24 protein-coding genes are annotated in these 25,308 nt (G+C 57.5%); 9 read left to right on the forward strand and 15 right to left on the reverse strand.

The genetic code is table 11. From position 1 onward, the window contains the following. Window positions 1-9: 9 nt before the first annotated feature. The 11 genes from PEH01S_RS13795 to PEH01S_RS13845 form a co-directional block, all read right to left on the reverse strand. On the reverse strand, window positions 10-3,843 hold the full coding sequence (locus PEH01S_RS13795) for a hypothetical protein (RefSeq protein ID WP_127486100.1): 3,834 nt from the start codon (window positions 3,841-3,843) through the stop codon (window positions 10-12). A 49-nt stretch (window positions 3,844-3,892) separates the two neighbouring features. Next, on the reverse strand, window positions 3,893-4,336 hold the full coding sequence (locus PEH01S_RS13800; RefSeq protein WP_025846045.1) for a phage tail protein: 444 nt from the start codon (window positions 4,334-4,336) through the stop codon (window positions 3,893-3,895). Window positions 4,337-4,341: 5 nt separating this feature from the next. Beyond that, window positions 4,342-4,533 (reverse strand): DUF6760 family protein, encoded by a 192-nt coding sequence (locus PEH01S_RS36010; RefSeq protein WP_127486166.1) that lies wholly within the window; start codon window positions 4,531-4,533, stop codon window positions 4,342-4,344. Then, window positions 4,530-4,907, reverse strand: a complete 378-nt coding sequence (locus PEH01S_RS13810; protein WP_025846044.1) for a hypothetical protein — start codon at window positions 4,905-4,907, stop codon at window positions 4,530-4,532. The genes PEH01S_RS36010 and PEH01S_RS13810 overlap by 4 nt, the downstream gene beginning before the upstream one ends. An 83-nt stretch (window positions 4,908-4,990) precedes the next feature. Beyond that, window positions 4,991-5,425 (reverse strand): phage tail protein, encoded by a 435-nt coding sequence (locus tag PEH01S_RS13815; protein ID WP_025846042.1) that lies wholly within the window; start codon window positions 5,423-5,425, stop codon window positions 4,991-4,993. Window positions 5,426-5,458: 33 nt separating this feature from the next. Then, entirely contained in the window at window positions 5,459-7,189 is a 1,731-nt protein-coding gene (locus PEH01S_RS13820; protein ID WP_025846039.1) for a phage tail sheath family protein, read from the reverse strand. A 115-nt stretch (window positions 7,190-7,304) separates the two neighbouring features. Then, a complete protein-coding gene (locus PEH01S_RS13825) occupies window positions 7,305-8,132 on the reverse strand; it encodes a hypothetical protein (protein WP_127486102.1) in 828 nt (275 codons plus the stop codon). Window positions 8,133-8,134: 2 nt separating this feature from the next. Then, window positions 8,135-8,710, reverse strand: a complete 576-nt coding sequence (locus PEH01S_RS13830) for a DUF4255 domain-containing protein (RefSeq protein WP_025846036.1) — start codon at window positions 8,708-8,710, stop codon at window positions 8,135-8,137. Between the two features lie 27 nt (window positions 8,711-8,737). Then, entirely contained in the window at window positions 8,738-10,948 is a 2,211-nt protein-coding gene (locus tag PEH01S_RS13835; protein ID WP_164827831.1) for an ATP-binding protein, read from the reverse strand. Window positions 10,949-10,953: 5 nt separating this feature from the next. Then, on the reverse strand, window positions 10,954-11,451 hold the full coding sequence (locus tag PEH01S_RS13840; protein WP_025846032.1) for an eCIS core domain-containing protein: 498 nt from the start codon (window positions 11,449-11,451) through the stop codon (window positions 10,954-10,956). A 236-nt stretch (window positions 11,452-11,687) separates the two neighbouring features. Then, entirely contained in the window at window positions 11,688-12,371 is a 684-nt protein-coding gene (locus tag PEH01S_RS13845) for a hypothetical protein (RefSeq protein WP_025846030.1), read from the reverse strand. Between the two features lie 425 nt (window positions 12,372-12,796). On the opposite strand from PEH01S_RS13845, the gene PEH01S_RS13850 reads away from it, so the two are divergent. The 3 genes from PEH01S_RS13850 (at window position 12,797) to glsA (ending at window position 14,965) form a co-directional block, all read left to right on the forward strand. Then, the gene (locus tag PEH01S_RS13850) at window positions 12,797-13,267 is read left to right on the forward strand and encodes a GNAT family N-acetyltransferase (protein WP_025846026.1); all 471 of its coding nucleotides are present in this window, start codon (window positions 12,797-12,799) and stop codon (window positions 13,265-13,267) included. Window positions 13,268-13,270: 3 nt separating this feature from the next. Further along, window positions 13,271-13,891: a pyridoxamine 5'-phosphate oxidase family protein gene (locus PEH01S_RS13855; protein WP_025846024.1), complete on the forward strand. Its 621-nt coding sequence runs from the start codon at window positions 13,271-13,273 to the stop codon at window positions 13,889-13,891. 129 nt (window positions 13,892-14,020) lie between these two features. After that, the gene (gene glsA / locus PEH01S_RS13860; RefSeq protein WP_025846023.1) at window positions 14,021-14,965 is read left to right on the forward strand and encodes a glutaminase A; all 945 of its coding nucleotides are present in this window, start codon (window positions 14,021-14,023) and stop codon (window positions 14,963-14,965) included. Between the two features lie 698 nt (window positions 14,966-15,663). Here the strand turns inward: glsA and kduI are convergent. Then, window positions 15,664-16,497, reverse strand: coding sequence for a 5-dehydro-4-deoxy-D-glucuronate isomerase (gene kduI, locus PEH01S_RS13865; RefSeq protein ID WP_025846022.1), 834 nt, complete (start codon window positions 16,495-16,497; stop codon window positions 15,664-15,666). Window positions 16,498-16,646: 149 nt separating this feature from the next. Beyond that, window positions 16,647-17,423 carry a DeoR/GlpR family DNA-binding transcription regulator gene (locus tag PEH01S_RS13870; protein WP_025846020.1) on the reverse strand — a complete coding sequence of 259 codons (777 nt, stop codon included), beginning with the start codon at window positions 17,421-17,423 and terminating at the stop codon, window positions 16,647-16,649. A gap of 246 nt (window positions 17,424-17,669) precedes the next feature. On the opposite strand from PEH01S_RS13870, the gene PEH01S_RS13875 reads away from it, so the two are divergent. From PEH01S_RS13875 to PEH01S_RS13890, 4 genes are all read left to right on the forward strand, one after another. Then, complete coding sequence (locus tag PEH01S_RS13875) at window positions 17,670-18,977, forward strand: aminotransferase class I/II-fold pyridoxal phosphate-dependent enzyme (protein WP_025846019.1); 1,308 nt, start codon at window positions 17,670-17,672, stop codon at window positions 18,975-18,977. A 250-nt stretch (window positions 18,978-19,227) separates the two neighbouring features. Further along, window positions 19,228-19,593, forward strand: coding sequence for a hypothetical protein (locus PEH01S_RS13880; RefSeq protein WP_127486106.1), 366 nt, complete (start codon window positions 19,228-19,230; stop codon window positions 19,591-19,593). Window positions 19,594-19,648: 55 nt separating this feature from the next. Further along, window positions 19,649-20,146 carry a cation:proton antiporter regulatory subunit gene (locus PEH01S_RS13885; protein WP_127486108.1) on the forward strand — a complete coding sequence of 166 codons (498 nt, stop codon included), beginning with the start codon at window positions 19,649-19,651 and terminating at the stop codon, window positions 20,144-20,146. A 3-nt stretch (window positions 20,147-20,149) separates the two neighbouring features. Continuing rightward, the gene (locus PEH01S_RS13890; protein ID WP_127486110.1) at window positions 20,150-21,391 is read left to right on the forward strand and encodes a cation:proton antiporter; all 1,242 of its coding nucleotides are present in this window, start codon (window positions 20,150-20,152) and stop codon (window positions 21,389-21,391) included. 60 nt (window positions 21,392-21,451) lie between these two features. Here the strand turns inward: PEH01S_RS13890 and ilvA are convergent, their stop codons facing one another. Then, window positions 21,452-22,705 (reverse strand): threonine ammonia-lyase IlvA, encoded by a 1,254-nt coding sequence (gene ilvA / locus PEH01S_RS13895; RefSeq protein WP_036712675.1) that lies wholly within the window; start codon window positions 22,703-22,705, stop codon window positions 21,452-21,454. A gap of 232 nt (window positions 22,706-22,937) precedes the next feature. Here ilvA and PEH01S_RS35130 point away from each other — a divergent pair, with 232 nt between their 5' ends. After that, window positions 22,938-23,252: an MBL fold metallo-hydrolase gene (locus PEH01S_RS35130; protein ID WP_218032698.1), complete on the forward strand. Its 315-nt coding sequence runs from the start codon at window positions 22,938-22,940 to the stop codon at window positions 23,250-23,252. A gap of 21 nt (window positions 23,253-23,273) precedes the next feature. Then, window positions 23,274-23,780, forward strand: coding sequence for an MBL fold metallo-hydrolase (locus PEH01S_RS35135; protein ID WP_218032699.1), 507 nt, complete (start codon window positions 23,274-23,276; stop codon window positions 23,778-23,780). A gap of 91 nt (window positions 23,781-23,871) precedes the next feature. Here the strand turns inward: PEH01S_RS35135 and PEH01S_RS13905 are convergent, their stop codons facing one another. After that, window positions 23,872-25,110 (reverse strand): S-layer homology domain-containing protein, encoded by a 1,239-nt coding sequence (locus PEH01S_RS13905; RefSeq protein WP_025846009.1) that lies wholly within the window; start codon window positions 25,108-25,110, stop codon window positions 23,872-23,874. Between the last annotated feature and the right edge of the window lie 198 nt (window positions 25,111-25,308).

The raw sequence follows: 25,308 nt of genomic DNA on the forward strand, positions 1-25,308 counted from the left end.
CAGCAGGGGTCAAAGCCCGCTGCGCTGCCGCTCGAATTTGATTTTGTTTTCCAGCTCTCTGTACACTTGGTCGACAAAACGGTCCAAGTCCGGCAAAGCGGCCTGGGACGCGGTCGAAAGCTCGATTTGCATCGCTTCAAGCTGGGCGGAGACCTGGCTGACGGCCTGGGCCGCCGCTTGCTTCGCCACGGTCCGGGTATCGGGCTTCTGCTTTTTATGGTATTCAATTTCGGAGCGCGCAGCCCGGTAGGACGGGCTCGTCACGGCGGCGGCCTTGGCCGGCTGCTGAGCCGTGCGCGCCTGCAGCGGGACGCGAAGCGTTAAAGCGCCCGGGGCGTGGGCCGCTACCGCGGGCGGACGCTGCGCAGGATGCAACGGCAGCGGCGCTATTGGCGTCTGCGGCGGTTGGGCAGCCAAGGCGCTCGCAGGCGTCGCGGACAGACGTTGCAAAGCAGCTGGCGACCGATTCGGCTCCGACAGCGACGACGCTGTTCGGGGCGATAAGACGCCTGAGACTCTCGCCGGCAGCGCGAACAGCCAAGACGCGACCGTTTGCGAGCGATGCAGCTCCAACCACGACGACTTTGATCGGGGCGATAAGACGCCCGGAACGTTTGCGGGCATCGCCGACGGACCTCGCGTGCCAACCTGCGAGCGATTCAGCTGCAACGGACGATGCAGCCTGCGGGACGGTAACACACCCGAGGCGTTGGCGGGCACCGTTAACGGCCGATCCGCGAATGCCTGCGGCTGATTGAATTGCAGCGACGGCAATGCCTTTTGAGGCGAAAAATCGCTTGAGATACTCGCGGGTATCGCGGGCGGGCGCTGCGCGTCAGCCTGCGCCGGGTGCAGCCCCAACGGACGAGGCGGCGCTCCGGGCAGCAAGACACCCGGGGCAGTCGCAAACACCGCGGACGGACGAGGCGCGACAGCTGGCGAGCGATTGAACTGCAACGGACGATGCAACGTGAGAGGCGATAACGCGTCCGGGACGCCCGCAAGCGTCGCGAACGGCCAATCCGCACGAACTTGCGGGAGCTTGCTTGCTCTGCTCGCGGACGCACGAGGCGAAGTGCCCGGCATGGCTTGTACAACCGCCAGTCCGAATACAATGGCTGCTTGACCCGGCTCGGCATGCTGCGACAGGATGGCCCTGAATTGAGCAACCGGTGCCATTGCTAGCATGCTTCCTGCCGGATGTCTGCGCATCGTCCGTTTTTCCGCACGGTGCTTCAGGCTTCTACGGCCCCCTGCGATTTCCGCTGCAAAATCCGTTACGCCCGGGAAGAAGGTGCTGAATCTTCCCTCCAAACCTAAGCCGACCGATTTGTAACGCATAGAGGAATGTACGGATAAAAACCGGGATTTTTTATGTCCGGCCGGTACACCCGCATGTCTCTTCACATCTGCCGAATTCCAGTCCCGGCTTTCCGATTCGCGTATCACGCTTGGCGTACTCCGATGCACAGTGCCCGCAAGGACCGAACCCGCCCCATCGGTAAAGCTGCTGCGGATTACCGGATTCGCAGAGCCCGAAACCGGCCCGCCTGCGAAGCCTCGAACCGCTTCGCCCGCAAAGCCTGGGACCGCATCCTTCGCATCGTGCCGGGCATGCTTCCCGCTTGTTGGCGCCGGAGCCGATCGGGACCCTTGATGCCGGCGAACGGAGCGCTGCCTCACCGCCTCTATAGAGCCGGCTGCATAAATCTGCGGCCCAATAGCCGCAGCCCCTCCTCCAAACGGCAGAGAATGGGGGCGGAATTGCAGCCCTTCGACAATGGGTAACCTTATGGCCAAACCGATCGGCGAAATGAGGTTCGCTCCGGATACGTTTATCGTCGGCATGCCGGTTTTTGCAGCCGCCCGCTTAGGCAGAGCGGCTGCAAGGCCCGCTCCTTCTTGTCGGGCAGGAACGATCGAACCAGCCCTCATCTCTGCGCTTTCCGCCTCGGCTATGCGGCTGTGATACAGCCATCCGCTCGACGAGGGCACTTGACTGCGAAGCGGAACGGAGCCGGCCGAACGCGCCGAATCAGCATATCCAACCGCGGAAATGCCGTTGGAGGGTACGGCACCGGCAAGCATCGGAACGAAACCGCTGCCGCCAAATTTATTACTGCTTCGCCCCGGACACCGAGTGACAAATTCAGCATCTCTAGGTAAGGATACGCTCGACGGAGGGGGCAATAAAATGGAAAGCGCCGCCTGATCTCCTGCCTTCCGCTGCACCGGAAAAGGCGCCCGACCGTAGATAAGGCCGGCATTCGCCTTTTGCCGAAGCCCCCGTTCCAAAACGGTTGCCGTTGACCAAAAGTCGCCAGGCCAAGGCCGGTTCATCAGCACGCCATCATGAAGATCTCTGCGTAGGAAGGCGGTTGACAATATAACCGTCTCGTCATGGTCCGAGATGTTCCGCATGGATGATGTGGCTAAAAGCTTAGCCGAATCAATCATGCGCAACGGTCCAAGTACAGACGAGCGGCCTTCCAATGCTGGAGCGGCATCCGTCTGGCGTCTTCCCTTCGCACGCCCGTTGTCAAACCATGCATCCGACGTCCGATCACCATACAAGGAGCCGGCCTCGAACAAGCCGCTGCGGTGCCGCAGCAAAGCTTCGATGCCGGAGGAGGACATCCCCTTCGGCCTAAGCCAAGGCAGCCCGGCAACAATTGCTTTACCAGGGTCTTTCCAGCCTGTACTTCGTCCCCCGTCTCCCTCAAGCGTCCGATGCCTCTTACCGTAAGCGTCAACCGGGCTTGCGGCTGTTATCGCGCGAACGTAGGTACCACCGCCCCGACTCTCGCTTACGATTCGTCTCTTGTCGTCCGCAGCAAACGGACTTGACGCATTTTCCGAACGTAAGCGCGAACGGACAGCACGATCCCTGCTTACGTTTTGAACTAGGACATCGTCGGCCATAACCGGGAAAGGCTGCTGCCGCAACGCAACCCGCTTCCATTCTAAAACCTGCCCGAAGGCCTTTTCCTGTCCCGGTTTATACGACTCCCGCTCTGACAGCGGACTTCGTCTGCCTTCTCCCGGCAAAGGCCCCTGCTGCAAGCCGGGTTTCCGTTCGTCGCGTCGATCCTTTATTTTCGCTGCCGTATCGCGTCTTCTTAGTACCGCCATCGCCTTGGATTCGGGCTTCCGTCTGGCCTGCACTTGTTCGTCGGATACATGGCGCTTGCCTGAACGTTCGGCCAAGCGATAATCCTTGCGCAGCGCTAGCGTCTCCTTCGTCCCACGACCGTGGAAACGTCTGGCCGGATGAACCATCGGCTCTGCCGGGACCGGCCGCATGGTTCCTGCATCCGCAAAGCTTCGCACACCGGCCGCTTTTCCATTCACCCGGGCGTGTCGTTGTACCTCCACAGGCTTGGGCGTAGAAGCGAACGCTCGTTTCGTTCCCCCGACATTCGAACGTAACGCCATGCCTTCCTTCCGATCCGCCCGCGCCGTACCGGCTGCCGAAGTCGCCGCAGCAATCCGCGATACCGCTCCCCTGCCAGCCGGTGAAAAAGTGCTTGCCTTGCGTTCCGAAGCGTCATGCCGCCGGGCCAGCTTTTCCAGCAGATGAAGCGTCCTCCGGTACGAGCGAAGCATGTCCCGCTCTTCTTGTTTGAGCAATTGCAGCTGTAATCGCAAATGAAGCGTAAATTGAACCAAGGAGACATGCGGAGCGGGAGAATCCCCTTCCCCGGGCTCAAGCAGGGTTAACCTTTGCGGTCCCAGGTAGTTCCTGGACGCAAAGCCGTATTTTCGCGTGATTTGCTCGGCGAACCGGAGATGCCCCGGCATGTCGGGCGCCGCCCCCGCTTGGATGCGCTTCGTCGTTCTCATCGTCCGTGCCCCTTGCTTTCAATGTTGCCCCTCATCCGCATTCCCCCCGCTAGCGGGCGTAAATGGCCTTCAATCCGTTGTGCACCAGCTCGATCGTCTCCACCGCCACCTCGCTGCTCGAAGCGCTCAACTCGGGTCCGGTCCATTTGACCGGGTAACAGCCAAAAAAATTCCAGCGGATCATTTCCTGCCACGAGGCGTCATACATAATAATCGAGCCGCTTTTGCGCTTTACCTTGCCTCCTGCGGCGCTGAAATACCAGTCCCACAGATCGCTCGATTTCGTGATTCCCCGTTTCAATACGATCGGAGGCGATTTCGCCCCTTTCGGCAAGCGGTGCGTGTATCCATTCACCCCGCCCTCGGCGACCTCCTCGTACTCCAGCTCCGACTGCAGTCCGCTAACCTCGGAGAAGCCGGCGACCAGCATGCCGTCAAGCTCCACCATAAAACGAAATGCCTGCCCGAATAGTTCCGGCTCGGCTGCGCTCATGGGCGTCACCTCTTTTTAACGACGTCGAAGGGGTTGTCCGGCTCATCGTTCAAGCTCCGGTTGATGCGCGAAATTTCCGAGCACCACCGCCGCCGTTCGCGATGCTCCATGTTCATGATATCGTCATGAGGCCAATGAAAATAATAAGCCAGAAACGCGGCTTCCTCATAGATTTTGTCCGCCGGATAGACCGTCAGTTCCCCTCCGTCTCGGCTAAAAAAGAGATGTCCACCTCAAATTCGTGATCGCATTTCGGACAGACGGTACGCACGCTGAGCTTTTCCACTTCGTTGATCTGCCGGTAAAAATTTTGCAGAAAAGCAAGGTCGGACGTAAACAGCCTTTCAACCACCTTCGTGTCGATCGCCCTTAAGTCGCCCAGCTTGGTGATGACTCTGGCCAGCAAAATGATGCTCAAATAACTCGGATTTTGCTGCACGCGTTGATCCCGCATCGGCAATATCTCATCCGCTGCGGTTGCCAGACGCATCACGCCCCGTTTGTGCAAGCTGCCGTTTTCATCGACATAACCGCGCGGAAGCTCGAATTCGTATTCCGTTCTGAACTCCATGATGTCCTCCTTTTATGAAAAGCCTGCCGGAAGAATACAAAAGTAGCCCCGCTGCCCTTGTTTCCTTCCGGCCCTTCCGTTCGTTACTTCGTCCGCGTCATTCCTTCGTGCGCCAGCTCCAAATTTTCAATGGCGACTTCGGAAGCCGTAGCGTTGAAATCCGGTGCCGTGTATTTGCAGGGCCAGGCTTCGATAATCTGCCAGGTCGCCACATCCTGCCCTTCTTCGTCAATGGCGATAATGGTGACGGTTTTGCGGGTGACCTTGCCTTGTACGCATTCCGAAATCCAGTCGTACAAATCCATGGAGTCGGTCACGCCCCATTTCAACGTAATATTGCCGTATTTGGCCAACCCCGGGAGCTTTCGGGGAGTAATGACCTCATTCCCGTTGCGGTATTCCACGACATCGAGCGAAGCGTCAAAGCCGGAAACCTCGCTGAAGCCCGCTTGTTGAATCCCTTCCACCTCAACCCTGTATCGAAACTTGCGGTACGGATCGGTGCGTTCCACTGCCATGCTGAGCTATACCCCTTTCTACTGTAGCCGTTGTTATTCCGAACCGGTTTTTTGCGTAATCCGGAAAATGACGAATTCGGCCGGCTTGACCGGAGCAATGCCGATCACGCAAATCAGGCGGCCGTTATCGATGTCGTCCTGCGTCATTGTGTTGCGTCCGATTTGAATATAGAACGCTTCGCCCGGGCTTGTCCCCGCGAGCGCCCCGTCCTTCCAGACACGGGTCAGGAACGCGTCGATCGTACGATGAACGCGGGCCCACAGCTTCTCGTCATTCGGCTCGAAGACGACCCAGTTCGTGCCGTTCTTGATCGAGCCTTCCACGAAAATGAACAAACGGCGGACGTTCACATACTTCCACAGCCCGTTCGAGGAAAGCGTTCTCGCGCCCCATACGCGAATCCCTTGGCCCGTAAAGGAACGGATCAGGTTGACGCCGCGCGGATTCAAAATATCCTGCTCGCCTTTGTTATACTGGCAATCGAGCCCGACACAGCCGCGCACCACTTCGTTCGCGGGCGCCTTATGAACCCCCCGCGTATTGTCGCTGCGGGCATAGATGCCGGCTACGGAGCCGGACGGCGGTATGTAAATATTACGCTTATCCAGCGGATCGAACACCTGCAGCCAAGGATGGTACATGGCGGCATACTGCGTATCGAAAATATCGCGGTGCGTCATCACGTCGGCAATTTTCGTTTTATCCCGCGGAATGTCCAGGATCGCGAAACGGCTGCCCAAATTTTCGCAGTGCGCGACGAGCGCAAGCTGCACGTTCGGATCGGTTACGCCGGGCACGGCCATCAGACTGACTTCGTCGTTGTCGATAAAAGCCTGGATGCCCGTTCGTTTGCCGGGACCGAGATCCTGCCCCATAAAATCTCCCGCCGACAGGGCGTCTGCGGAACCGTCGCTGCCGCCCGACAGCTCGATCACGAACTTGGCGGCCTCTTCCGGTTGTCCGGAAATGACTTCGAACGGATGCACCGCGCCGTGGTCCGCTCCGTCGCAGGAGACGCCGATAATGTTGGACTTGCCGATCACTTTCTCCACGTGATTCGGGGCCGTCACGTTAAGGGAAACGCGCTCGTACGTTTCCGCTTCGTCCCCGTAGAACGCATGCAGCGTAAACTCGCATGTCGTGAGCACCTTCGCCGGAAGCAGGTTGGCGTCGACGTTTGCTTCGCCGCCTTCCAACGGGCGTTCCAGCTCGATGATGTTGTTCTGCGACGAAACGACACGATTGTACTGTTTGCCCTCACCGTTATCGAAGGCTACGATGTCGCCCGCTCTAAAGCCGGCATTGCTTTTCACCCGGAACTTCTTCGATGCGGCGGCATCGCCCAAAATTTCGTAGATTTGCGTCTTCGCTTTGCTGACCGGCTCCAACACGACGCGGACCCGGTTCCCCCATTCGCCCGGATTTTTGGCGAAGAGCCGAAGCGCGGAGCTTGCATCGTTCGACGCGGACTTCGCATCGGACGGCGCCACCCTCATCACATAGCAGCGCGAGCCGCCGTTCACGAAGAAGTGCTCGACCGCATAGGCCAAATACCGGTAAGAGCCAAAAACGTTCTCGGCGAGATATCCGCCGAATTGCCGCGTAAAGTCGTTCATGCTGGTGATGAATTGCGGCAGCCCTTCCACCGGCCCTCTGGCAGCGAGACCGATAAAGCCCGCCGTGCTGGTGCTGACCCCGCCCAGCGGTACACCGCCGCTGTCGAACTCTTCCACGTATACTCCCGGCGATAAATATTCAGCCATTTGTTCCTGATCCGGATATCGTCATGGTCCGAATCAGTTCCCTCCCTCCCAATCGTCATCGCTAATTCGAATGCTATCGATTTCTTGGATGTATGCAGGCTTATGGATCGATACCTTACTTCCCTCCGCTTCCTTGTTCATCGGTAGACGGGAGCCCTCCGAGCTGTACCGGCCGTCCCTCTTCCACTTGCACCTCCTGATCCAGAATAAGCGGTTCGTCGCCGGGCGAAAACAACTGAACCGCACAGACAAAATGCTTCACGCCCTGTGGCGGAAAAGCGGCCGTCCATTCCCCTCTGCCGTCGGCAGCGCCTTCCGCCACATCCGTCACGACGGTTCCTTTGCCATGTGCAAAACGGAACGGCGTCTGCAGCTTCGCTCTGCGCCCTGCTTCATGCAAAGCGGCAATGCGGATAAATTCCCTTTTCGCCGGGTCGCGATCCAGCACGTAGTAGCATCGGCCGGCGACCAGCCGATGCGCGGCGCCGAACGCAAGCTCCGCTTCGCCTGCGTCCGCCTCTTGGCGAAGCTTGGCGCAGGCCAGATTCCCGTCCGTCACGGCCGCCCGGATGATAGCGGAATCGTTCGCGGAATTGGGCATGCCCTTCGCCCTGACACGAATCAGCGTCGTTCCCGGCGCAAAAGGATACGAGGACGTCGGCAGCATCGGCACCAGCTCCACAGGCTCCAGCGGGGACAGAGCCGCCGTATCGACAACGGCCCTGCCGTCCGCATAATGCGGCGGAGCGCTGAGGACGATGCGGTAATCTCCCGGCGGCAGGCCGAGCAGCAGGAACGTTCCGTCCGGCTTGCGAACCGGCCGGCACGGAATGCCTTCCAGAACCAACCGCGGTACGGCGGCCGGCGCAAGCCCGGTGACAACATCCACCGGCTTGACGACCAGAGCCAGCTTGACTTTCACCTCGCTGCGCAAACGCTCCATGATTAATTTCCTTCCCGCTCTTCCAGCTTGAACTGCGCCTCCGCAACGCGTGTCGTTTGCTTCGTGCGGGTAGAGTCCAGATAAACGGGCCCCACCATGTAGCTGAGCGATAATTTGTAAGGCGTGTTGGAGAATAGACTGACCGCGTTTTCCAACGTAATCGGCTGCGGCGTAATCCGGATCGCTTCATTGCTGTCGGCCAGCGTTCCTTGCAGGCTGGAGCCGCGCAGAACGGCATGGTCGTGAAACACCTGCATCACTTTCCCCATCATCCGGTGCTCGTCAAAGGAACGGGTCGCGAGCTCCGAAGCCGAATGGCAGGTAACAAGATAAACCAAATTCAAAGACATCGGCGGATACTGCAGCGTGTCCGTTCCCCTTCCGATCATCGCCGTTCGCCGGTTTTCGGCGTTTTCCTGAATGCTGTATAAAAACAGCGTTAGCTGAAAATCCCCCTTATCCGTCGGCGAAGCGAGTCCGATCGATTCCGGCTGAGACAGGAGCTGAGGGGTCAAATGCTCTCTTAACAGCTTGACCAGCGTATTTCCCACGTCTGCGATTACCGTGTAATCGGCCATGTGCTTCCTCCCTCCCCTTTTCTCGCCTCAATCGAACAAGTCGGCGTATTCTCCCATTTCCTCGCGAATCCAGATCTTCCCGTTCTTGCGCAGCTCGTTGCGCGCCGCAAGCATGAGCTGCTTCATGCCGATGGCGCACCGCTGCTCCGCCGCCATAAAGGCAGCGGACAGCACGATATTTTTGATGTATCCGCCGGTCAACTCAAACTGGGACGCCAAAAAGCGAAAATCGATATCGTCCTCCACCGGAGCTTCGGACGGAAGCAGCCCGCGCCAGATTTGCTCGCGGTGCCCGGCATCCGGAAACGGAAATTTCACGATAAAGCCGAAACGCCGCATGAACGCTTCGTCCAGATTTTGCTGAAGGTTGGTGGCCAAAATCGTAATGCCGTCGTATTCCTCCATCTTTTGCAGCAAATATGCAGTTTCCACATTGGAATACTTGTCATGCGAGTCCTTGACCTCCGACCGCTTGCCGAACAACGCATCCGCTTCGTCGAAAAACAGGATGGCATTGCTGAGCTGCGCCTCGCTGAACACCTCGTGCAGGTTTTTCTCCGTTTCCCCGATGTATTTGCTGATCACCTGCGACAGATCGATTTTGTAAATTTCCAGCTGCACCTCTTTGGCCAGCACCTGTGCGGACATCGTTTTGCCCGTGCCCGGAGGCCCCGCGAACAGCAGGCTGACGCCTTTGCCGTAGGCGAGCGCACGGTCGAATCCCCAGTCGCCGAGCACCGTGCCGCGGTATTGAAGCCTGGCGCAAGCGTGCTTCAGCTGTTCTTTTTGCTCGGGAGGCAGGATGACCCGGTCCCAATCGTATTTCGGCTCGATTCGCACGGCTTTTTTCTTCAGGCTATGCTGCACCTGGGCATAACAGGCCCGGTACATCGTATCGGATACGCCGGCCCGATTCGTTTCGGAGCCGTTCCAGCGCAGCAGTTGAACCGCATAATCGAGAGAGGCCGCAATCTGCCCCGGCGAAAAGCGAAACTTTCCGGCAACCGCTCCCCAATCGGCGGCATGCTCCAGGCGGCGTTCCGCACTCCAGCTTTCCCATAGCTTCCGGCGCTCAGCCGTTTCGGGTATGGGAACCTCCGCTTCCAGAAACAATTTTCTTCCTTGCAGCGGCCGGGGATTCCAAGCTTGCTCCGACAAGAGGAAAAGCGGCTCCTGCACCGATTGAAGCCGGTCCAACAGCTCCATCCTTTTTTTTCCGATGCCTTCGTCCTCTCCCCAGAGCAGGTGAAAGCGGTCGAACGCAACGACCGATCCATAAAGCATCCCTTCGCGCAGCACCTTTACGATCAGCTCGGAAAACGGCCGTTCGTCCCGAAGCATGCTTTCGACATTCGCCACCAGCAGCGGCTTGTCCCAATGGGCCGCCGCGTGCCGCGTCTGCAGCTTCTTTCCGGCCCCCGGCTGCCCCCATAAGCAAAATACCGGGAGCGGGTCGGACGCCGTCCGTTGCTCGGCAAAAGCGCGCAGCCGTTCTTGCAGCTCCCGCCCCGTTTCCAAATCCGGCAGGTCCGAGTCCGCCTCGTACAGCCTGATGCACTGTCGCAGGGACACATCCGTATACCCGATCCCCAACAGGAAAGCGGTCATCCGCTCATCCAGCCGCAAGGGACGCGGAAGCAGCGGGCCGTTTGCCTGTTCGGCCGTCCGGCCTTCGCCGCGAAAAAACCATTCCTGCAGCCGGCTTCCGTTCATAAAAAACTTAAGCAGTCCGCCCCCATCCGTTCCGGACAAGCCGTACAGCCGCATCGCAAGCTCAGGCGTCAAATACTTGCTGGTGGCGTCATCCTGAACGTAGGCATACAGCTTTTCGTACTTGCGGTCCGTCTCCAGGGCAAGCGCCATCAGCAGCGTCTGCTCTTCAAATTCATTTAACCCGAACACCTGCGAGACATAAGGGACCGGCAGGAAGCCCCCTTGCTCCAGGGAGGCCTGCCGTTTCCGGGCCAGCTCCCGGTCCATCGCGGCCAATTGCCGGCGCAGCTCCGCAAGCTCGGCATCCTCCTCTCTGTCGTCCCCGTCATAGAGCAGCCTGTGCATTTCTTCTTCCGTCAGCACGAGTCCTTTGAACGGCAGGAGCGAAGGATCGGCCGGCGCGTCGGGCTCCTCCATCAGCTTCATCAGGATCGCCAGCCGCAAATCGAGCCTCGCCCATTCCTGCTCGTAATGCTCCCAAGCCGTTGCGTATCCCGGCGCATCCTTGTTCTTTTTACCGGACACCACCATCAGTCTCCAAAGCCGGCCCGGTAACGGGCCGAATCCAGTTTCGTTTGCGCCGCTTTGCTCCCCCATTGATCGGCTTCCCGCTCCAGCGAAGGATCGTCGTTCACCGCCACGCCGTTGACTTCGGTCGTCGGCCTCACCCGTCCTTGCTTCTGCTGAACGATGTGCGCAAGCTCGTGACCGAGCAGCTCCTGTCCCTTGGAAGTTTCGGGATCGTATTGGCCGGGCGCAAAATGAATGTCATTGCCCTGGGCATAAGCGAGCGCGCCGACCTGCTCCGCCTGATTCCCCGTATGCACCCTCACGTCGGAAAAGTCCGTTTCGAATGCCTGCTCCATCTTGGCCCGGACAGGCTCCGGCATCCCTTCGCCTTTTCGCTGCACGGGCGAAGCAGATTTCATCTGGAGTTCGTCTTCTTCTCTTACCGTCCGCTGGGCCGTGCCGCCGGACATCATTCGCCGGACCGCGCGATTGCCCGAAATCTGCTGCATATTCCTCATCTGGAAAGCCACCGGACTCTCGGAACGCAAGGGAGCGCTTTCGGATGTTGAAGCAAGGGGAGGGGCTGAAAGCTTCTTGTCGAGGGAAGCGTCGCGAATCATTAAAGGATCACACCTTTTTTTACTAACTTAACTTGATTTTTACACAGGAGGCGCTTTATAAGCAATATATCTTTCGGTATATTTTGACGAAATTCATCTCATCGCAGCAAGATTTTCCCTGAATTTGTCGAAAATCATTTACGCCCGCGGGAAAGCCGGGACCTCCCCGGTTGAAAAGCGTTCCATTCGTTTGCCGCATCCTTCCCCCGGTCCAGCCAACGGGCGAGATTTTCCGCTGTGCTTAAACGGACCTCCGCTTCCGCCCATCCGTCCGCCATCGAATTATGGGCTGCCGGCCGTGCGGATAGATTGGCCGGCGCCGGCGGACGGCCGTCGTTCTTCCACATATACTGCTTATAGAGCCGCAGCGTTGTTCCCTGCGCGGTTTTTTTGCGGATCTCTACCACGTGGTATTCCGGATGACGGGCTAAAAAATGCTTCAGCGCCTCCTCTTGGTGCCCTCCGGCAATCCCCGTTTCTTGAAAAACGGGCAGCGGCGCGGCGATCGGGGCGGCATAACGGCTGACGGCATGCCTCCGCCACAAGGCGCCGATGTCTTTGCTCACTCGCGCGCAACGGGCTTCAACGCCGGTCACCTGCCGTAAAAGTTGCCCGGCCCCGAAGGCGGCTTCGGCCTCTCTGCGCTTCAGCTCCGTATCGTTGAGAGCCCCGGGCTTGCCGGAAAGCGCATCCATTCTGGCGGCAAACTCGGCGAAGGCCCTGTGGAGCTCGGAGGCTTGCCTGAGAAGATGGGTCATTTCAGGCTCCGTATCCGCTTTGTACCGCTGCACCTCATTGACCCGGTCCCCCGCGGACATCACAGACCTCCGTAGAAAGCTCCGAACGGACGAAAGTCTCAACCAATGCTGCACCGCCCGATTTCCCGCATGTTGCTGAAGCCTCCGAATGTGCTCGAAAGTCAAATGCCGGGTCGGGTCCCGCTTCCACGAAGGAGCGCCATGCGGCGCACGCGGATCTATTCCCTTGGCCGCAGCGCCCCGGCTTCCGATCCTTCCCGAATGAAATGGCATGGCAACGTTTTCCCTTCCTTCATCTCTTAAATTCATCATAACACAAAATGTGGCAGCAGAAGGAAAGTTTAACGATCGGAAAACATTTTAAATGGTCTAATGAAAAAGCGCATAATTGGCTCTTTTCTATTGTCAATAATCGAGGTACGATGGCGAATATTCAGGAACCGCCTGCACCTCGGCGGCAGCTACCGGAAGGAGAGTACGATTCGATGAACCCTTCGCATTCCTTGACCGTTTGTCAAGCCGGGCACGGCGATATTGAAGCGCTTGTGCCGCTGTTTGACGCGTACCGCCAGTTTTACAGACAGCCCTCCGACTTGGAGAGGGCCGAGCGCTTTCTACGCGACAATCTGGAGCGGCAGCAGTCCGTCATCTTCTTCGCCTATACCGGAGACCGAAGCCGTCCGATCGGCTTCACCCAGCTGTATCCGACGCTTTCCTCCATCGCGACGAAGCGCGTATGGACGCTGAACGATTTGTTCGTCCATCCGGATGCCCGCAAGCAAGGCGTCGGACAGGCGCTGATGAAGGCCGCCGAGGCCCACGCCCGCGCAACACAGGCCAAAGGCTTGCAGCTATCCACTGCCGTCGACAACGTTACGGCGCAGCGTCTGTACGAGGCGATGGGCTATGTGCGCGACGACGCGTTCCTGCACTATTATTTGAGACTGGAGGACTGAACGGTGAGAAGAAAAGAATTCGAAATGATGGACGCTCAGGAAACGGAGCAATTTTTGCAGGAAATGAGCTTTGGCGTGCTCGGCACGACGGGCGAAGACGGATGGCCGGAGCTGACGCCGGTGAACTTCGTTTTTCACGAAGGGGCGCTCTATTTTCACGGCAGCAAAATCGGGCAAAAAATGGCCAATTTGAAGGCACGGCCTCAAGTCACCTTCTCCGTCGCCAAGGAATACGCCATCGTGCCGTCCTATGTCCTCGATCCGAAGCTCGCTTGTCCGGCTACGGCCTACTTCAAATCCGTCGTCATCAAAGGCTACGGCGAGCCGGTCGACGATCTGCAGCAGAAGGCGGAAGCGCTGGGCGCGTTCATGCGCAAGCTGCAGCCGGAGGGCGGCTACGATCCGATCGACGCGGCCGATCCCGCCTATGTGCCGCAGCTTAAAGCAACGTCCGTCGTGCGCATTCGCGTGGAGCGACTCACGGGGAAATTCAAATTCGGCCAAAATCTGAAGGAGCCCCGGTTGAGTCAGGTCATGGACGGACTGGAGCAGCGCGGCGGCGAGCTCGATGCGGAAACGATTGCGCTCATGAAAGCATACTGTCCGCACCACCAAGAGAAGTAAAAATGAAAGCTTGCGGGAGCATCCGGTGCCTGATGATTACCTGAAAATCCCCGTCTTTTCATCCCGGCGCAAAAACGGTATGCTAAAGATAAATCGCACTAATGGACCCCAAGGAGGCTCCCGCAAACCATGACATCCGAAACCGAACTGAACCGGCTGGCCGAGCTTCTTCCCGCCTGGCTCGAAACGAGCCGCAAGGAATCCCGGCACGGCCAGCCCGCCTCCTACATTCCCGAATTGGCGCACGCGCCCGGCGACGCCTTGGGAATCGCGCTGCTCGACGCCGCAGGACGCGAAGTAACAGCGGGCGACAGCCAATTGTCCTTCACCCTGCAAAGTATCTCTAAAGTGTTCACGCTGCTGCTCGCTTTGATGGATCAAGGCGAAGAAGGCGTTTTCCGCAAGGTCGGCATGGAGCCGACCGGCGACGACTTCAACTCCATGCTGAAGCTGGAGCTGGTCGAGCCCGGCATCCCGTTCAACCCGCTCATCAATGCGGGAGCCATCGCCGTCTCGTCCTTGATCCGGGGCGCTACCCCCGCGGAAAAGACGGAGCGAATCCTCTCCTTCTTCCGCGAGCTTGCCGGCGATCCGACGCTAACCTTCAATGAAGCGGTGTACCGCTCCGAAGCCGCTACCGCGCACCGGAACCGGTCTCTTGCCTACTTCCTCAAAGACAACAATGTGCTGGACGAAGAGGTGGAGCCGGTGCTGGACGTCTATTTCAAGCACTGCTCCGTGGAAGCGACCTGCCGCCATGTGGCGCGCATGGCGCTCGTTCTGGCGATGAATGGAACCGACCCGCTTACGGGACGGGAGCTGGTGCCGCGGCGCTATGTGCAGATCGCCAAAACGTTCATGGTCAGCTGCGGCATGTACAACGCCTCCGGCGAGTTCGCGATCCGCGTCGGGCTTCCGGCCAAAAGCGGCGTCTCCGGCGGCATTCTCGCTCTCGTGCCGGGACGGTACGGCATCGGCGTCGTCGGCCCGGCACTGAACGATAAGGGCAACAGCATCGCCGGCGTCCATCTGCTGCAGACGATGTCGGAAGCGTTCGACTGGAGCATGTTTTAGCTGGAGCGGATCGCCGGAAGACGGCCGCAAGAGCAGACTAGCCACCGGATAGGCGGTACGCGTCAGGACGCCGCGCGGCGGGTGGTCAGACCCCATTGTGAACCGGCGCCACAGCGCGCCCAGGCTTGAGCGGGAAGCACGGTTGCTGCCGCTCAAAGCCTCATGCCCCCGGGCGCGGCACGGCTCGCCTCTCCGGCGGTCTTGCACGACGCAGGTTAGACGCCGCTCAAACGGCTCATCGCCTCGAATGACGCTTTTGCGACTCATGGCGATGTTTCGCGCTCCATGAGGCTCTTCCCGGAACATCGTCTCCAAAATCCAAAATAAAGGAACTTCAATGAGCTATCGCTCCTATGAAGCCAGCCTCGAATCACTTAACGCACCTTCAGTGCTCTATTCGTGTCGAATTGCGGTCCCCTTACCGAAAAAAGCCCAACTAACTCATTTCCCGTGCTCTATTTCCCAAAAAACAGCATCCCCAACCAAATTAAGTGCATCGCAGTTCCGCTATTTTCCTCCGGGCACTCGCTCACAATCGCCAGTCGACTTATCCCGACCGCCCTCCCCACACCGCTTTATAAGCCGCTTATGCAACCAAAAACATCGCCAGGCAGGCTGAACGCAAAAAAGCACAGCCTCTTGAGCCGTACCCGTAAGGTCGTGCCTCGAAGAAACTATGCTTTTTCCCTATCGGTGCTTTATTTCAAATCCTTCATGGCGACCGCGTCCATATCGGAGAACTCCTGGTTCTCTCCGGCCATGGCCCAAATGAACGTATAATTGCTTGTGCCTACGCCGCTGTGGATCGACCAGCTCGGGCTGATGATCGCCTGCTCGTTGCGGACAACCACGTGACGGGTTTCCGTCGGCTCGCCCATCAGATGGAAGACGACGCCATCTTCCGGCATATCGAAGTAGAAGTACACTTCCGAGCGGCGGTTATGCGTATGGCAAGGCATCGTGTTCCACATGTTGCCCGGCTTCAGCAGCGTCATGCCCATGACGAGCTGACAGCTTTGGATGCCGTTCAAGTGAATGTATTTGTAGATGGTGCGCTCGTTGGAGTTGGTGATCGAACCGAGATGCTGCGGCTCGGCCTCGCTGATCGCAACCTTTTGCGTCGGGTAGTTTTTGTGCGCAGGAGTCGAGCTCAGGTAGAAGCGGGCCGGATTCGCGGCATCCGCGCTCTTGAACACGACTTGCTTGTTGCCGAGGCCGACGTACAGGCCGTCTTTGTTCTCCAGCACGTAATCGGTGCCGTCGACCGTGACGATGCCTTGGGCGCCCACGTTAATGATCCCGATTTCGCGGCGCTCGAGGAAATAGTCCGCCCCCATGTCGTGCTTATCCGCTTCAAGCAGAACCGGCTCCGCTGTCGGTACCGCGCCGCCCGTAATGAAGCGGTCCACGTGGCTGTACACCAGATTCAGCTTGCCCGGCACGAACAAGCCTTCGATCAAATATTCTTGGCGCAAACGTTCCGTATCGTACGTTTTCGTTTCCGTCGGGTTAGTCGCGTAACGAATTTCCATAGACATCGTATAATTCCTCCCGTAATTTACATGGTCAATGCTATTATAAACCATACGTTCATTTGAGTTCAAATGAATTATTTTTGAACCAAAATGAACCCATATGGACATGCGAAACCGCAGACGCGGATATCGAGCCGGAGCGTTCGCTATCTTCCGGCCCGGCTCCACAGGTTCCGCTCGATACGCATGCCCGCCGCTTCGTAGCTTCGCGCCGTCTCCTCCGGCAAATACGGATCGGTCACGATCACGCCGATTTCGGACAGCTTCGCGAACGTGATTAGAGCACACTTGTCGAATTTGCTGTGGTCCGCCACGCAAAACACCTGCTTCGCGGAATCGATCATCGCCCGTTTTTGCCCGACGTGGGAATGGGTGAAGATCGTAAACCCGTACTCCGGATGAATCCCGGTCGTGGACAGAAACGCCTTCTGTACGTTCAGCCGGCCGAGAAATTCCGCGGCTTCTTCGCTGACCAGCATGTTCCGGCTGCGAAAGCCGCCGGGGACGACCAGCCGGATGCGGTCCTTCTTGATCAGCTCGCTGATGATATGCAGATCGTTCGTGATGACCGTCAGCGGCGCATTGTCGAGCAGCTTGGCCATCTCCAGCGTCGTGCTGCCGCTGTCGAGCGCGATAATGTCGTTCGGCTCGACGAACCGCAGCGCCCACTCCGCCGCCTCCCGCTTCTCGTCCCGATGCTTCGGGTTCGGCGCGAGCCCGGCCAACAGGCCGGAATAGCCTTCATTGGCCAGCACGGCGCCGCCGTGAGTCCGGTGAAGCAGCCCTTTGCTCTCCAGCTTCTCGAGATCCTGGCGGATCGTCTTTCCCGTCACCCCGAGCTTGCCCGCCAAATCCGCGACGGACACCTCGCGGTGCGCCATGAGCAGCTCCATAATTTTCTCGTATCGTATGATGGCTGACATCGTTGCCCCCCGCTCTGCGGACTTGCTTCCCTCCTGCCAATCCGCACCCATATTTTTGCTGCCCCTATGGTAACACAGCTTCTTCGGGAAAACCAAGCACCCCCGGCAAATACGCCCGTATGTCCGTTCCGCTCCCCTTTCGAACGGACTCCGCCGCAAAATCCGAAACTCCGTGACGCTGCCGTACCAAAGTGTTATAATATGGTCTAATGTAAGGAATGAAGAAACATGGAAGGATGGACCGTTATGAACCCTCTTGCCCAAAGTTTAAATGAGACCATTCAAAAGGAAAGCCCGCACGTCTACGAGATGCTGTCCGAGCTCGGCAAACAGATTTATTTTCCGAAGGTCGGCATCCTGAGCCAATCCGCCGAAGCGAAGGCAAAGGCCAAGAAGTTCAACGCCACCATCGGCACGGCGCTGGAGAACGGTCAGCCGATGCATCTCAAGGTCATCCAAGATACACTGTCCGCTTATAATCCGAAGGACATTTACGAATATGCCCCGCCGGCGGGCAAACCGGAGCTGCGCGCCGCATGGCGCAGCAAGATGATCGAGGAAAATCCGTCCCTTCAGGGCAAAAATCTCGGCAATCCGATCACGACGAACGCGCTGACCCACGGGCTGAGCATCGTGGCCGATTTGTTCGCAGGCCCCGGAGACGCCGTCCTTATCCCGGATAAAAACTGGGAAAACTACGAGCTGACCTTCGGCATTCGCCGCGGCGCCGAGCTCGTGTACTACCCGCTTTACACGGAAGACCGTCTGTTCAACGCCGCAGCGCTCCGCGACGCCCTGCTTGCACAGAAGAACAAGGGCAAAGCCATCGTCGTGCTGAACTTCCCGAACAATCCGACCGGCTATACGCCAGGTCCGGAAGAAGGGCGCGCCATCGTAGCGGCGATTAAGGATGCGGCGGAAGCCGGCATCAACGTCGTGGCTGTCACGGACGACGCTTACTTCGGCCTGTTCTTCGAGGATTCGCTGCACGAGTCGCTTGCCGGCCAATTGGCCGGGCTTCATCCGCGCGTGCTGTCGGTCAAGATCGACGGCGCAACGAAGGAAGAATACGTGTGGGGCTTCCGCGTCGGCTTCATTACGTACGTCGGTCAAAGCGATGCAACGCTGGCGGCTTTGGAGCAAAAAACGATGGGCATTATCCGCGCGGCGATTTCGAGCGGTCCGCACCCGTCCCAGACGTTCGTGCTGCATGCGCTGCAATCGCCGGACTTCAAAGCCCAGAAGCAGGAGAAGTTCGAGATTATGAAGGGCCGCGCCAAGCGAGTCAAAGCGCTGCTCGATACCGGCAAATTCGATCAGGTCTGGGATTACTATCCGTTCAACTCCGGCTACTTCATGTGCCTGAAACTGAAGACGGTCGACGCCGAAACGCTGCGCCTGCACCTGCTCGATAAGTACGGCGTCGGGACGATCGCCCTCGGCGAGACGGACCTTCGCGTCGCCTTCTCCTGCATTGAGGAAGCGAATATCGACGAGCTGTTCGAAACGATCTACCAAGGCGTTCTGGATCTCCAGAATGTCGCCGCAAAATAAGAAAAACTTCTATCGAAGTCTATTCATGGATGAGCGACCGCGGTATAGCGGAAGCTTTTCTTGCGATATAGAATTCATTCAGCTCCGCTGATAACTTATAAATTCTATATCAAAACGAAATCCGTAAAAGCCGGGGTTCGCAAGAGCCTGCGGCTTTTTTTGCATTTGCAATCGACCGAAAAGGAATGCTACAATAAATCTATGTTAACACCTCGGTTAAGTGAGGTTTTGTCCGAAAGGAGGAATGTGGATGACAGCCTGCCGACATAAGCACCCTCTTCATGTCCTTTTTGTGCTGCTTACCGGTCTGTTCCTCACGTTCTCCTGGTTCATCCCGATTGCCGAAGCGGAAAATCCGCCGCTCACGCGCTCGATGACGATAGGCCAATCGGGCGCCTCCCACGTTGTCTCCACCGCTTCCCGTCAGCAGACGGACAACGACATGCACACACCCGTGCAAGGCTTGCCGGTTCTCCGTTCGGAAGCGATCCGGTTCCCCATGCCTGCCTTCATACTAGACCAGCGATCGGACCGTTCCATTTTCCTCCTGCTCAAGCAGCAGCTCCTCATGCCCTTAAAATTTACGGTGATTACGTACCTCGCTCCCCAAGCTTGACCGTTTACGGGCTCCGGCAGCCGGACCCGCAATCCAAAGCTTGGGAGGAGATTCCATGACAGATATCCGAGAGTCCGATCTTCCGGGAATCGGACGTAAATTTCAACTGCACGCACGCGGAGGCGATAAACTGGTCGTGGTCGTCCACGACGACGGAAGAAGAGAGCTGTATCATTTTGATCCGGACGATCCGGATGAGACCGTCTCCACGGTAACGCTGGACGACGACGAAGCCAGAATGATGGCCGGCATTATCGGCGGCATGAGCTATCGGCCCAAATCGCTCGAAACGATGGAAGTGGCGCTGGACGCCCTGGTCGTGGAGTGGTTCAAGATCGAAGCCGGCGCAGGCAGCGTCGGGCATACGATCGGCGGGCTGAACGTCCGCAAGCAAACGGGAGCGACGATCATCGCCGTTGCCGAGAAAAATCATACGCACTGCATTAATCCGGGCCCGGAGTACCGGCTTCACGCGGAATCGACGCTCGTCGTCGCGGGAGAACGCAAGCAATTGAAGGCGCTGAAGGAGCTCCTTCGGCAAGGGAGCCTGTAGCCTATGGAGCACATCGTTCTAGAGATCGGGCTGGCGATTTGTCTCATTGCCGTTGCGGGCTGGCTTTCTACGAAGCTGCGATTTTCCGTCGTTCCGTTTTACATTTTGATCGGGATGGCGGTCGGCCCCCATGCGCCGAAGTTCGGGGCATTCGATTTCCGCTTCATCGACAGCGCTCCGTTGATCGAATTTATGGGCCGCCTCGGGGTGCTGTTTCTGCTCTTTTATCTCGGACTGGAATTTTCGGTCGGCCGGCTGATCAAGTCCGGGCGCTCCATCGCGGTCGGGGGCACGATCTATATCGCGATCAATTTCACGCTCGGGCTGCTGTTCGGCTGGCTCTCCGGATTCCCGCTGAACGAAACGCTGGTCATTGCCGGCATTACGACGATTTCCTCCAGCGCGATCGTCGCCAAAGTGCTCGTCGATCTGAAACGGACAGCCAATGCCGAGACGGAAATGATTCTGGGCATCATCATGTTCGAAGACGTGTTTCTAGCCGTCTATATCTCCATTCTGTCCGGACTGCTGTTAAGCGGAGCCACATCGGTAGGGGGCATTATCCTGTCCGCGCTGCTCTCGCTCGGCTTCATGCTCGCCTTCCTGATCGTCGGGCGCAAAGCGGTGCCTTGGCTGAACCGCTTCCTGAATATCCGGTCCAACGAAGTGTTTCTGCTGTTCGTCTTCGGCTTCCTGACGGTCGTGGCGGGCTTCTCCGAAACGATTCATGTCGCGGAAGCGATCGGGGCGCTGCTCGTCGGCTTGGTGCTGGCCGAGACCGAGCACAGGCACCGGATCGAGAAGCTGATTCTTCCGTTCCGGGATTTCTTCGGAGCGCTGTTCTTCTTCAGCTTCGGCCTGACCATCGATCCGCTCACGCTCGGCGGCGCCGTCTGGCTTTCGCTGGGCGCTGTGCTGCTGACGCTAGCTGGCAACTACGTGGCGGGGATGCTGGCCGGGCGAAGCGCCGGGTTGTCCCCGAAAGCGTCGTCCAACATCGGGCTGACGATCGTCTCCCGGGGAGAATTCTCCATCATTATGGCCAACCTCGGCAAAGCCGGCGGACTGATGACCGTTCTGCAGCCGTTCGCCGCGCTATATGTGTTAATCTTGGCGATTCTCGGACCGCTGCTGACGAAGGAATCGAAGCTCGTATACGGCGTGCTGAATCGTTGGTTTAAGCTCGACGCCACGGCGGCCGCGCCGCCGGACCGCTCCAAGGCGCAGGAAAACCATCCGGCCTGACGACGAAAAAAGCCTGACGGAAGGGACCGCTCCCTTTTCGTCAGGCTTGTTCATTTTGGCTCAGATCAACAAATTAAACAAGTTCGGGTCCTTGTTAATCTCGCTGAACCGCAGTCCCCGCTGCTCCATCCGCTCGATCAGCGGACCGTAATCGTCCTTGTGCTTGAGCTCGATGCCGACAAGCGCAGGACCGTTTTCCTTGCTTGTTTTCTTCGTATATTCGAACCGCGTAATGTCGTCGTTCGGTCCGAGCACATATTCGAGAAACTCCCGCAAAGCGCCCGCGCGCTGCGGAAAATTGACGATGAAGTAATGCTTGAGGCCCTCGTAGATGAGCGACCGCTCCTTGATTTCCTGCATCCGGTCGATGTCGTTGTTGCCGCCGCTAATGACGCACACGACATTTTTCCCGGCAATTTCCTCGCGGTAAAACTCCAGCGCCGCCACCGTCAGCGCTCCCGCCGGCTCGGCCACGATGGCGTTCTCGTTGTACAGCTCGAGAATCGTCGTGCACACCTTGCCTTCCGGCACGACGATGATGTCGTCGACGACTTCGCGGCAAATGTCGTAGGTCAGCTCGCCGACCCGCTTCACCGCCGTGCCGTCGACGAATTTGTCGATCTCGCCAAGCGTGACGATCTCGCCCGAGTCGACCGATTGCCGCATCGAAGGCGCCCCTGTCGTCTCCACGCCGATGACCCGGGTGGATGGGCTGACGCCCTTAATATACGTGCCCATCCCGGCAATGAGTCCGCCGCCGCCGATCCCGGCGAATACATAATCGACCTGCCCCTGCATGTCGTTCATCAGCTCCAGACCGACGGTGCCCTGTCCGGCAATGACCTTCGGATGATCGAACGGGTGAACGAACGACAGCCCTTCGCGCTCCCCGTAATCAAGCGCTTCCCGCAGCGAATCGTCAAAGGTGTCTCCGATCAGCACCACTTCGACGAACGGGCCGCCGAAGAGCTTGACCTGCGATATTTTTTGCCGCGGCGTTGTGGTCGGCATGAAAATTTTCCCGGGAATTTGCAGCGCATGGCAAGAATAGGCCACGCCTTGGGCATGATTGCCGGCGCTGGCGCAGACGACGCCTTTGCGCAGCTTGTCCTCGGGCAGGCTGCGGATCATATTGTAGGCGCCGCGAATTTTGAACGAGCGGACCACCTGCAGATCCTCCCGCTTCAAGAATACGTTGCAGCCGTATCTTTCGGATAGAATGAAATTTTTTTGCAAAGGGGTCTGATGCACGACGTCCTTCAGCAGATGGCTGGCGACGAGAATATCCTCTAGTTTCATACTTGGTGCGGTCATAATCGTTTTTTCCTCCAACCCGGTGTACGCAAGTCTCGCGCCCGGCTTAACGGGCTTGCTCGCAATTTCTCCTAATTATACACCGTTCGGCGCATCTGTCCATCCCCTATGGCAATTGCCAGGATAACCCGCCGCCGATGTTGCAAAGCGTTGTATGATCGGGTACGATGACGGTATCGGGGCATGACCTCGACGCCATTTCTGCGGCAATTCCATAATCATGGAGAAATTTATGAAAATAACGACGCTAATCGAAAATTTGAAGAATGATTCACAAGATTTAATCAATGAATCCGGCTTATCTCTTTACATAGAACTAGATAACAAACGTATCCTGTTTGATACCGGAAAAACCGGCAGCTTTATTACGAATGCACAGAAACTGGAAATTCATTTAGAGCATGTGGATGCCGTCGTGCTTTCTCACGGCCACCATGATCATGGCGGAGGTCTTCTGCCGTTCTTTAAGGTAAACAGCAGAGCCAAAGTCTACATGAAGAGGAAGGCTGCAGGAGATTATTATTTTCATATCCTGGGTTTTAACTAAAACATCGGCATCGATAAAAAAGTGTTCGAGGAGTATTCCAACCGAATTGCTTATATTGATCGTTTTACCGAAATCATGAATGAAATTTATATAATTACAGACATCGAGGAGCAGGATTTGACCCCTAGGGGAAATAAATATTTATTTGCCAAAGAGGGGAATAAGCGGGTTCAAGATAAATTTGAACATGAGCTCATGATGGTCATCAAGGAGCAAGACGGGATCTGCGTATTTACGGGATGTTCTCATAAAGGTACCCCCAATATGATACGAGCCGCCAGAACTATTTTCCCCAGTCTAGATATTAAAGCGGTTATAGGCGGCTTTCATCTCATGACGATACCGATGCTAAAATCATTCAGCGTTTCCCAGGAAGAGATTCAGGCCATTGCCCAAATGATCGTCGACGAAAATATCCAAAAAGTATATACAGGGCATTGCACGGGGGTAAAAGCTTACAAAAATTTAAAACATATTTTGGGTTCCAAAATCGAGTATATTCGAACAGGATCTCAGATCTATGTGTAAAAAAACGGACCTTCCTGCAGACGTTTAACATGGCTGCAGGAAGGTCCGTTCCCCGTTGTAACTCTAACCTTTTTTAATCGTTCTCTCTCGTTTATCGAATAATGATGGTGTGGACGAGTTGGTTTTTGCCTCTCAGCTCCAAGGAACGTCCTGCGGTCAGCTGGCTGACGTCGCCGGAAATGTAAACCTCGGATGCGATTCCGTATACGGCCGTTTGCACGCCGCCGCCGTTCACGTTTTGGTTAATCGTAACGTTGGCGAGGCCGCCCTTGGAGTTCAGCGTGTAGCTGTTCAGCGTTCCCGTTACCGTGAAGTCGGTTTGCTGCTGCGGATCGTTCGTCGTGTTCAACACTTCGACGTAGATCGCTTTGCCGCCGTACGTGCGGACCAGCACTTGATCGCCCGTACGCAGGTCGCCGGGAGCCACGCGGGAGCCGCTGCGGAACACGAATACGTTCGAATCCAGCTCGACGTTCAGCACCTCGTTGTTTTGCAATTTAACCGGCAGCAGGTTGTTGTTCAGCGCCCCGTTCACCGTGCCTTTCACCGATGCGCGGTCCGGCAGCTGGCTGCCCGTACGATCCAGCAGCGCAGCAAGCTCGGCGCGGGTCACCGGCTTGTTCGGGCGGAACGTGTTGTCCTCGTAGCCGTCGATCAAGTTTTTCTCGATCGCCACGGCCACGTAGCCTACGGAGCCGGCGGAAATTTTGTCGGCATCGCGGAACGGAAGCTTGGCGTTCATTTTGGCTTTGGCTTCGTTCTGCAGCTTCATCGCTTTGACCAGCAGCGTTGTCGCCCACAGGCGGTCCGCTTCCTTCTCCGGCTGGATCATGTCGTCCGTCTCGGCGAACAAGTCGTTTTGCAGCGCGACGGAAACGTAGCCGGTCGCCCACGGATATTTTTGCTTTAATTTGTCCGCATCCTTGAAGTTCAGGTTAGCCGCCTTCGCATCAGCCGATTCGGCTTGATCGCGCAGACCCATCAAGCGGACCGCAGCGGTAATCGCCTCGATGCGGGTGATCGTTTTGCGCGGCTGGAACGTGCCGTCCTCATAGCCTTCGAAGACGCGCTTGGAAGCGAGGGAAGCGATGTAACGCTGCGCCCATTCCACGTCCTTGCCCTTCAGATCGTCAAACGTCAGCTTTATATTGATATTGACATCGTCGTCAAAGTCCACTTTTTTCTCGATCTTGTCGCGTTTTTCCCAGTCGCGGTCTTTATCCTTGTCATGACCTTTGCCTTTGCCGTCGGCGAAAGCCGCGGTCGATCCGCCCAGCACCATCGCCAGGGTCAATCCGGAAATCACTGTCTTCTTGAAAGCTTTGCTCATCATTCATTCTCCTTTGCCGAGTAGGTTGAACCGCAGTCCGGCTCCTGACGAACACATGGACAGCACAGGGCCAGCCGCCGCCTCGAATAGCGGAGGAAGTCCGTCGCACGTCGATTCCGCGAGCAGATGCGATACATGATATGAGTATGAAAAGAGGATGTTTCAGAACCTTCGCGAAGAGTTCCTGGATTCACTTAC

Source organism: Paenibacillus ehimensis NBRC 15659 (assembly GCF_004000785.1).
Taxonomy (GTDB): Bacteria; Bacillota; Bacilli; order Paenibacillales; family NBRC-103111; genus Paenibacillus_G; species Paenibacillus_G ehimensis.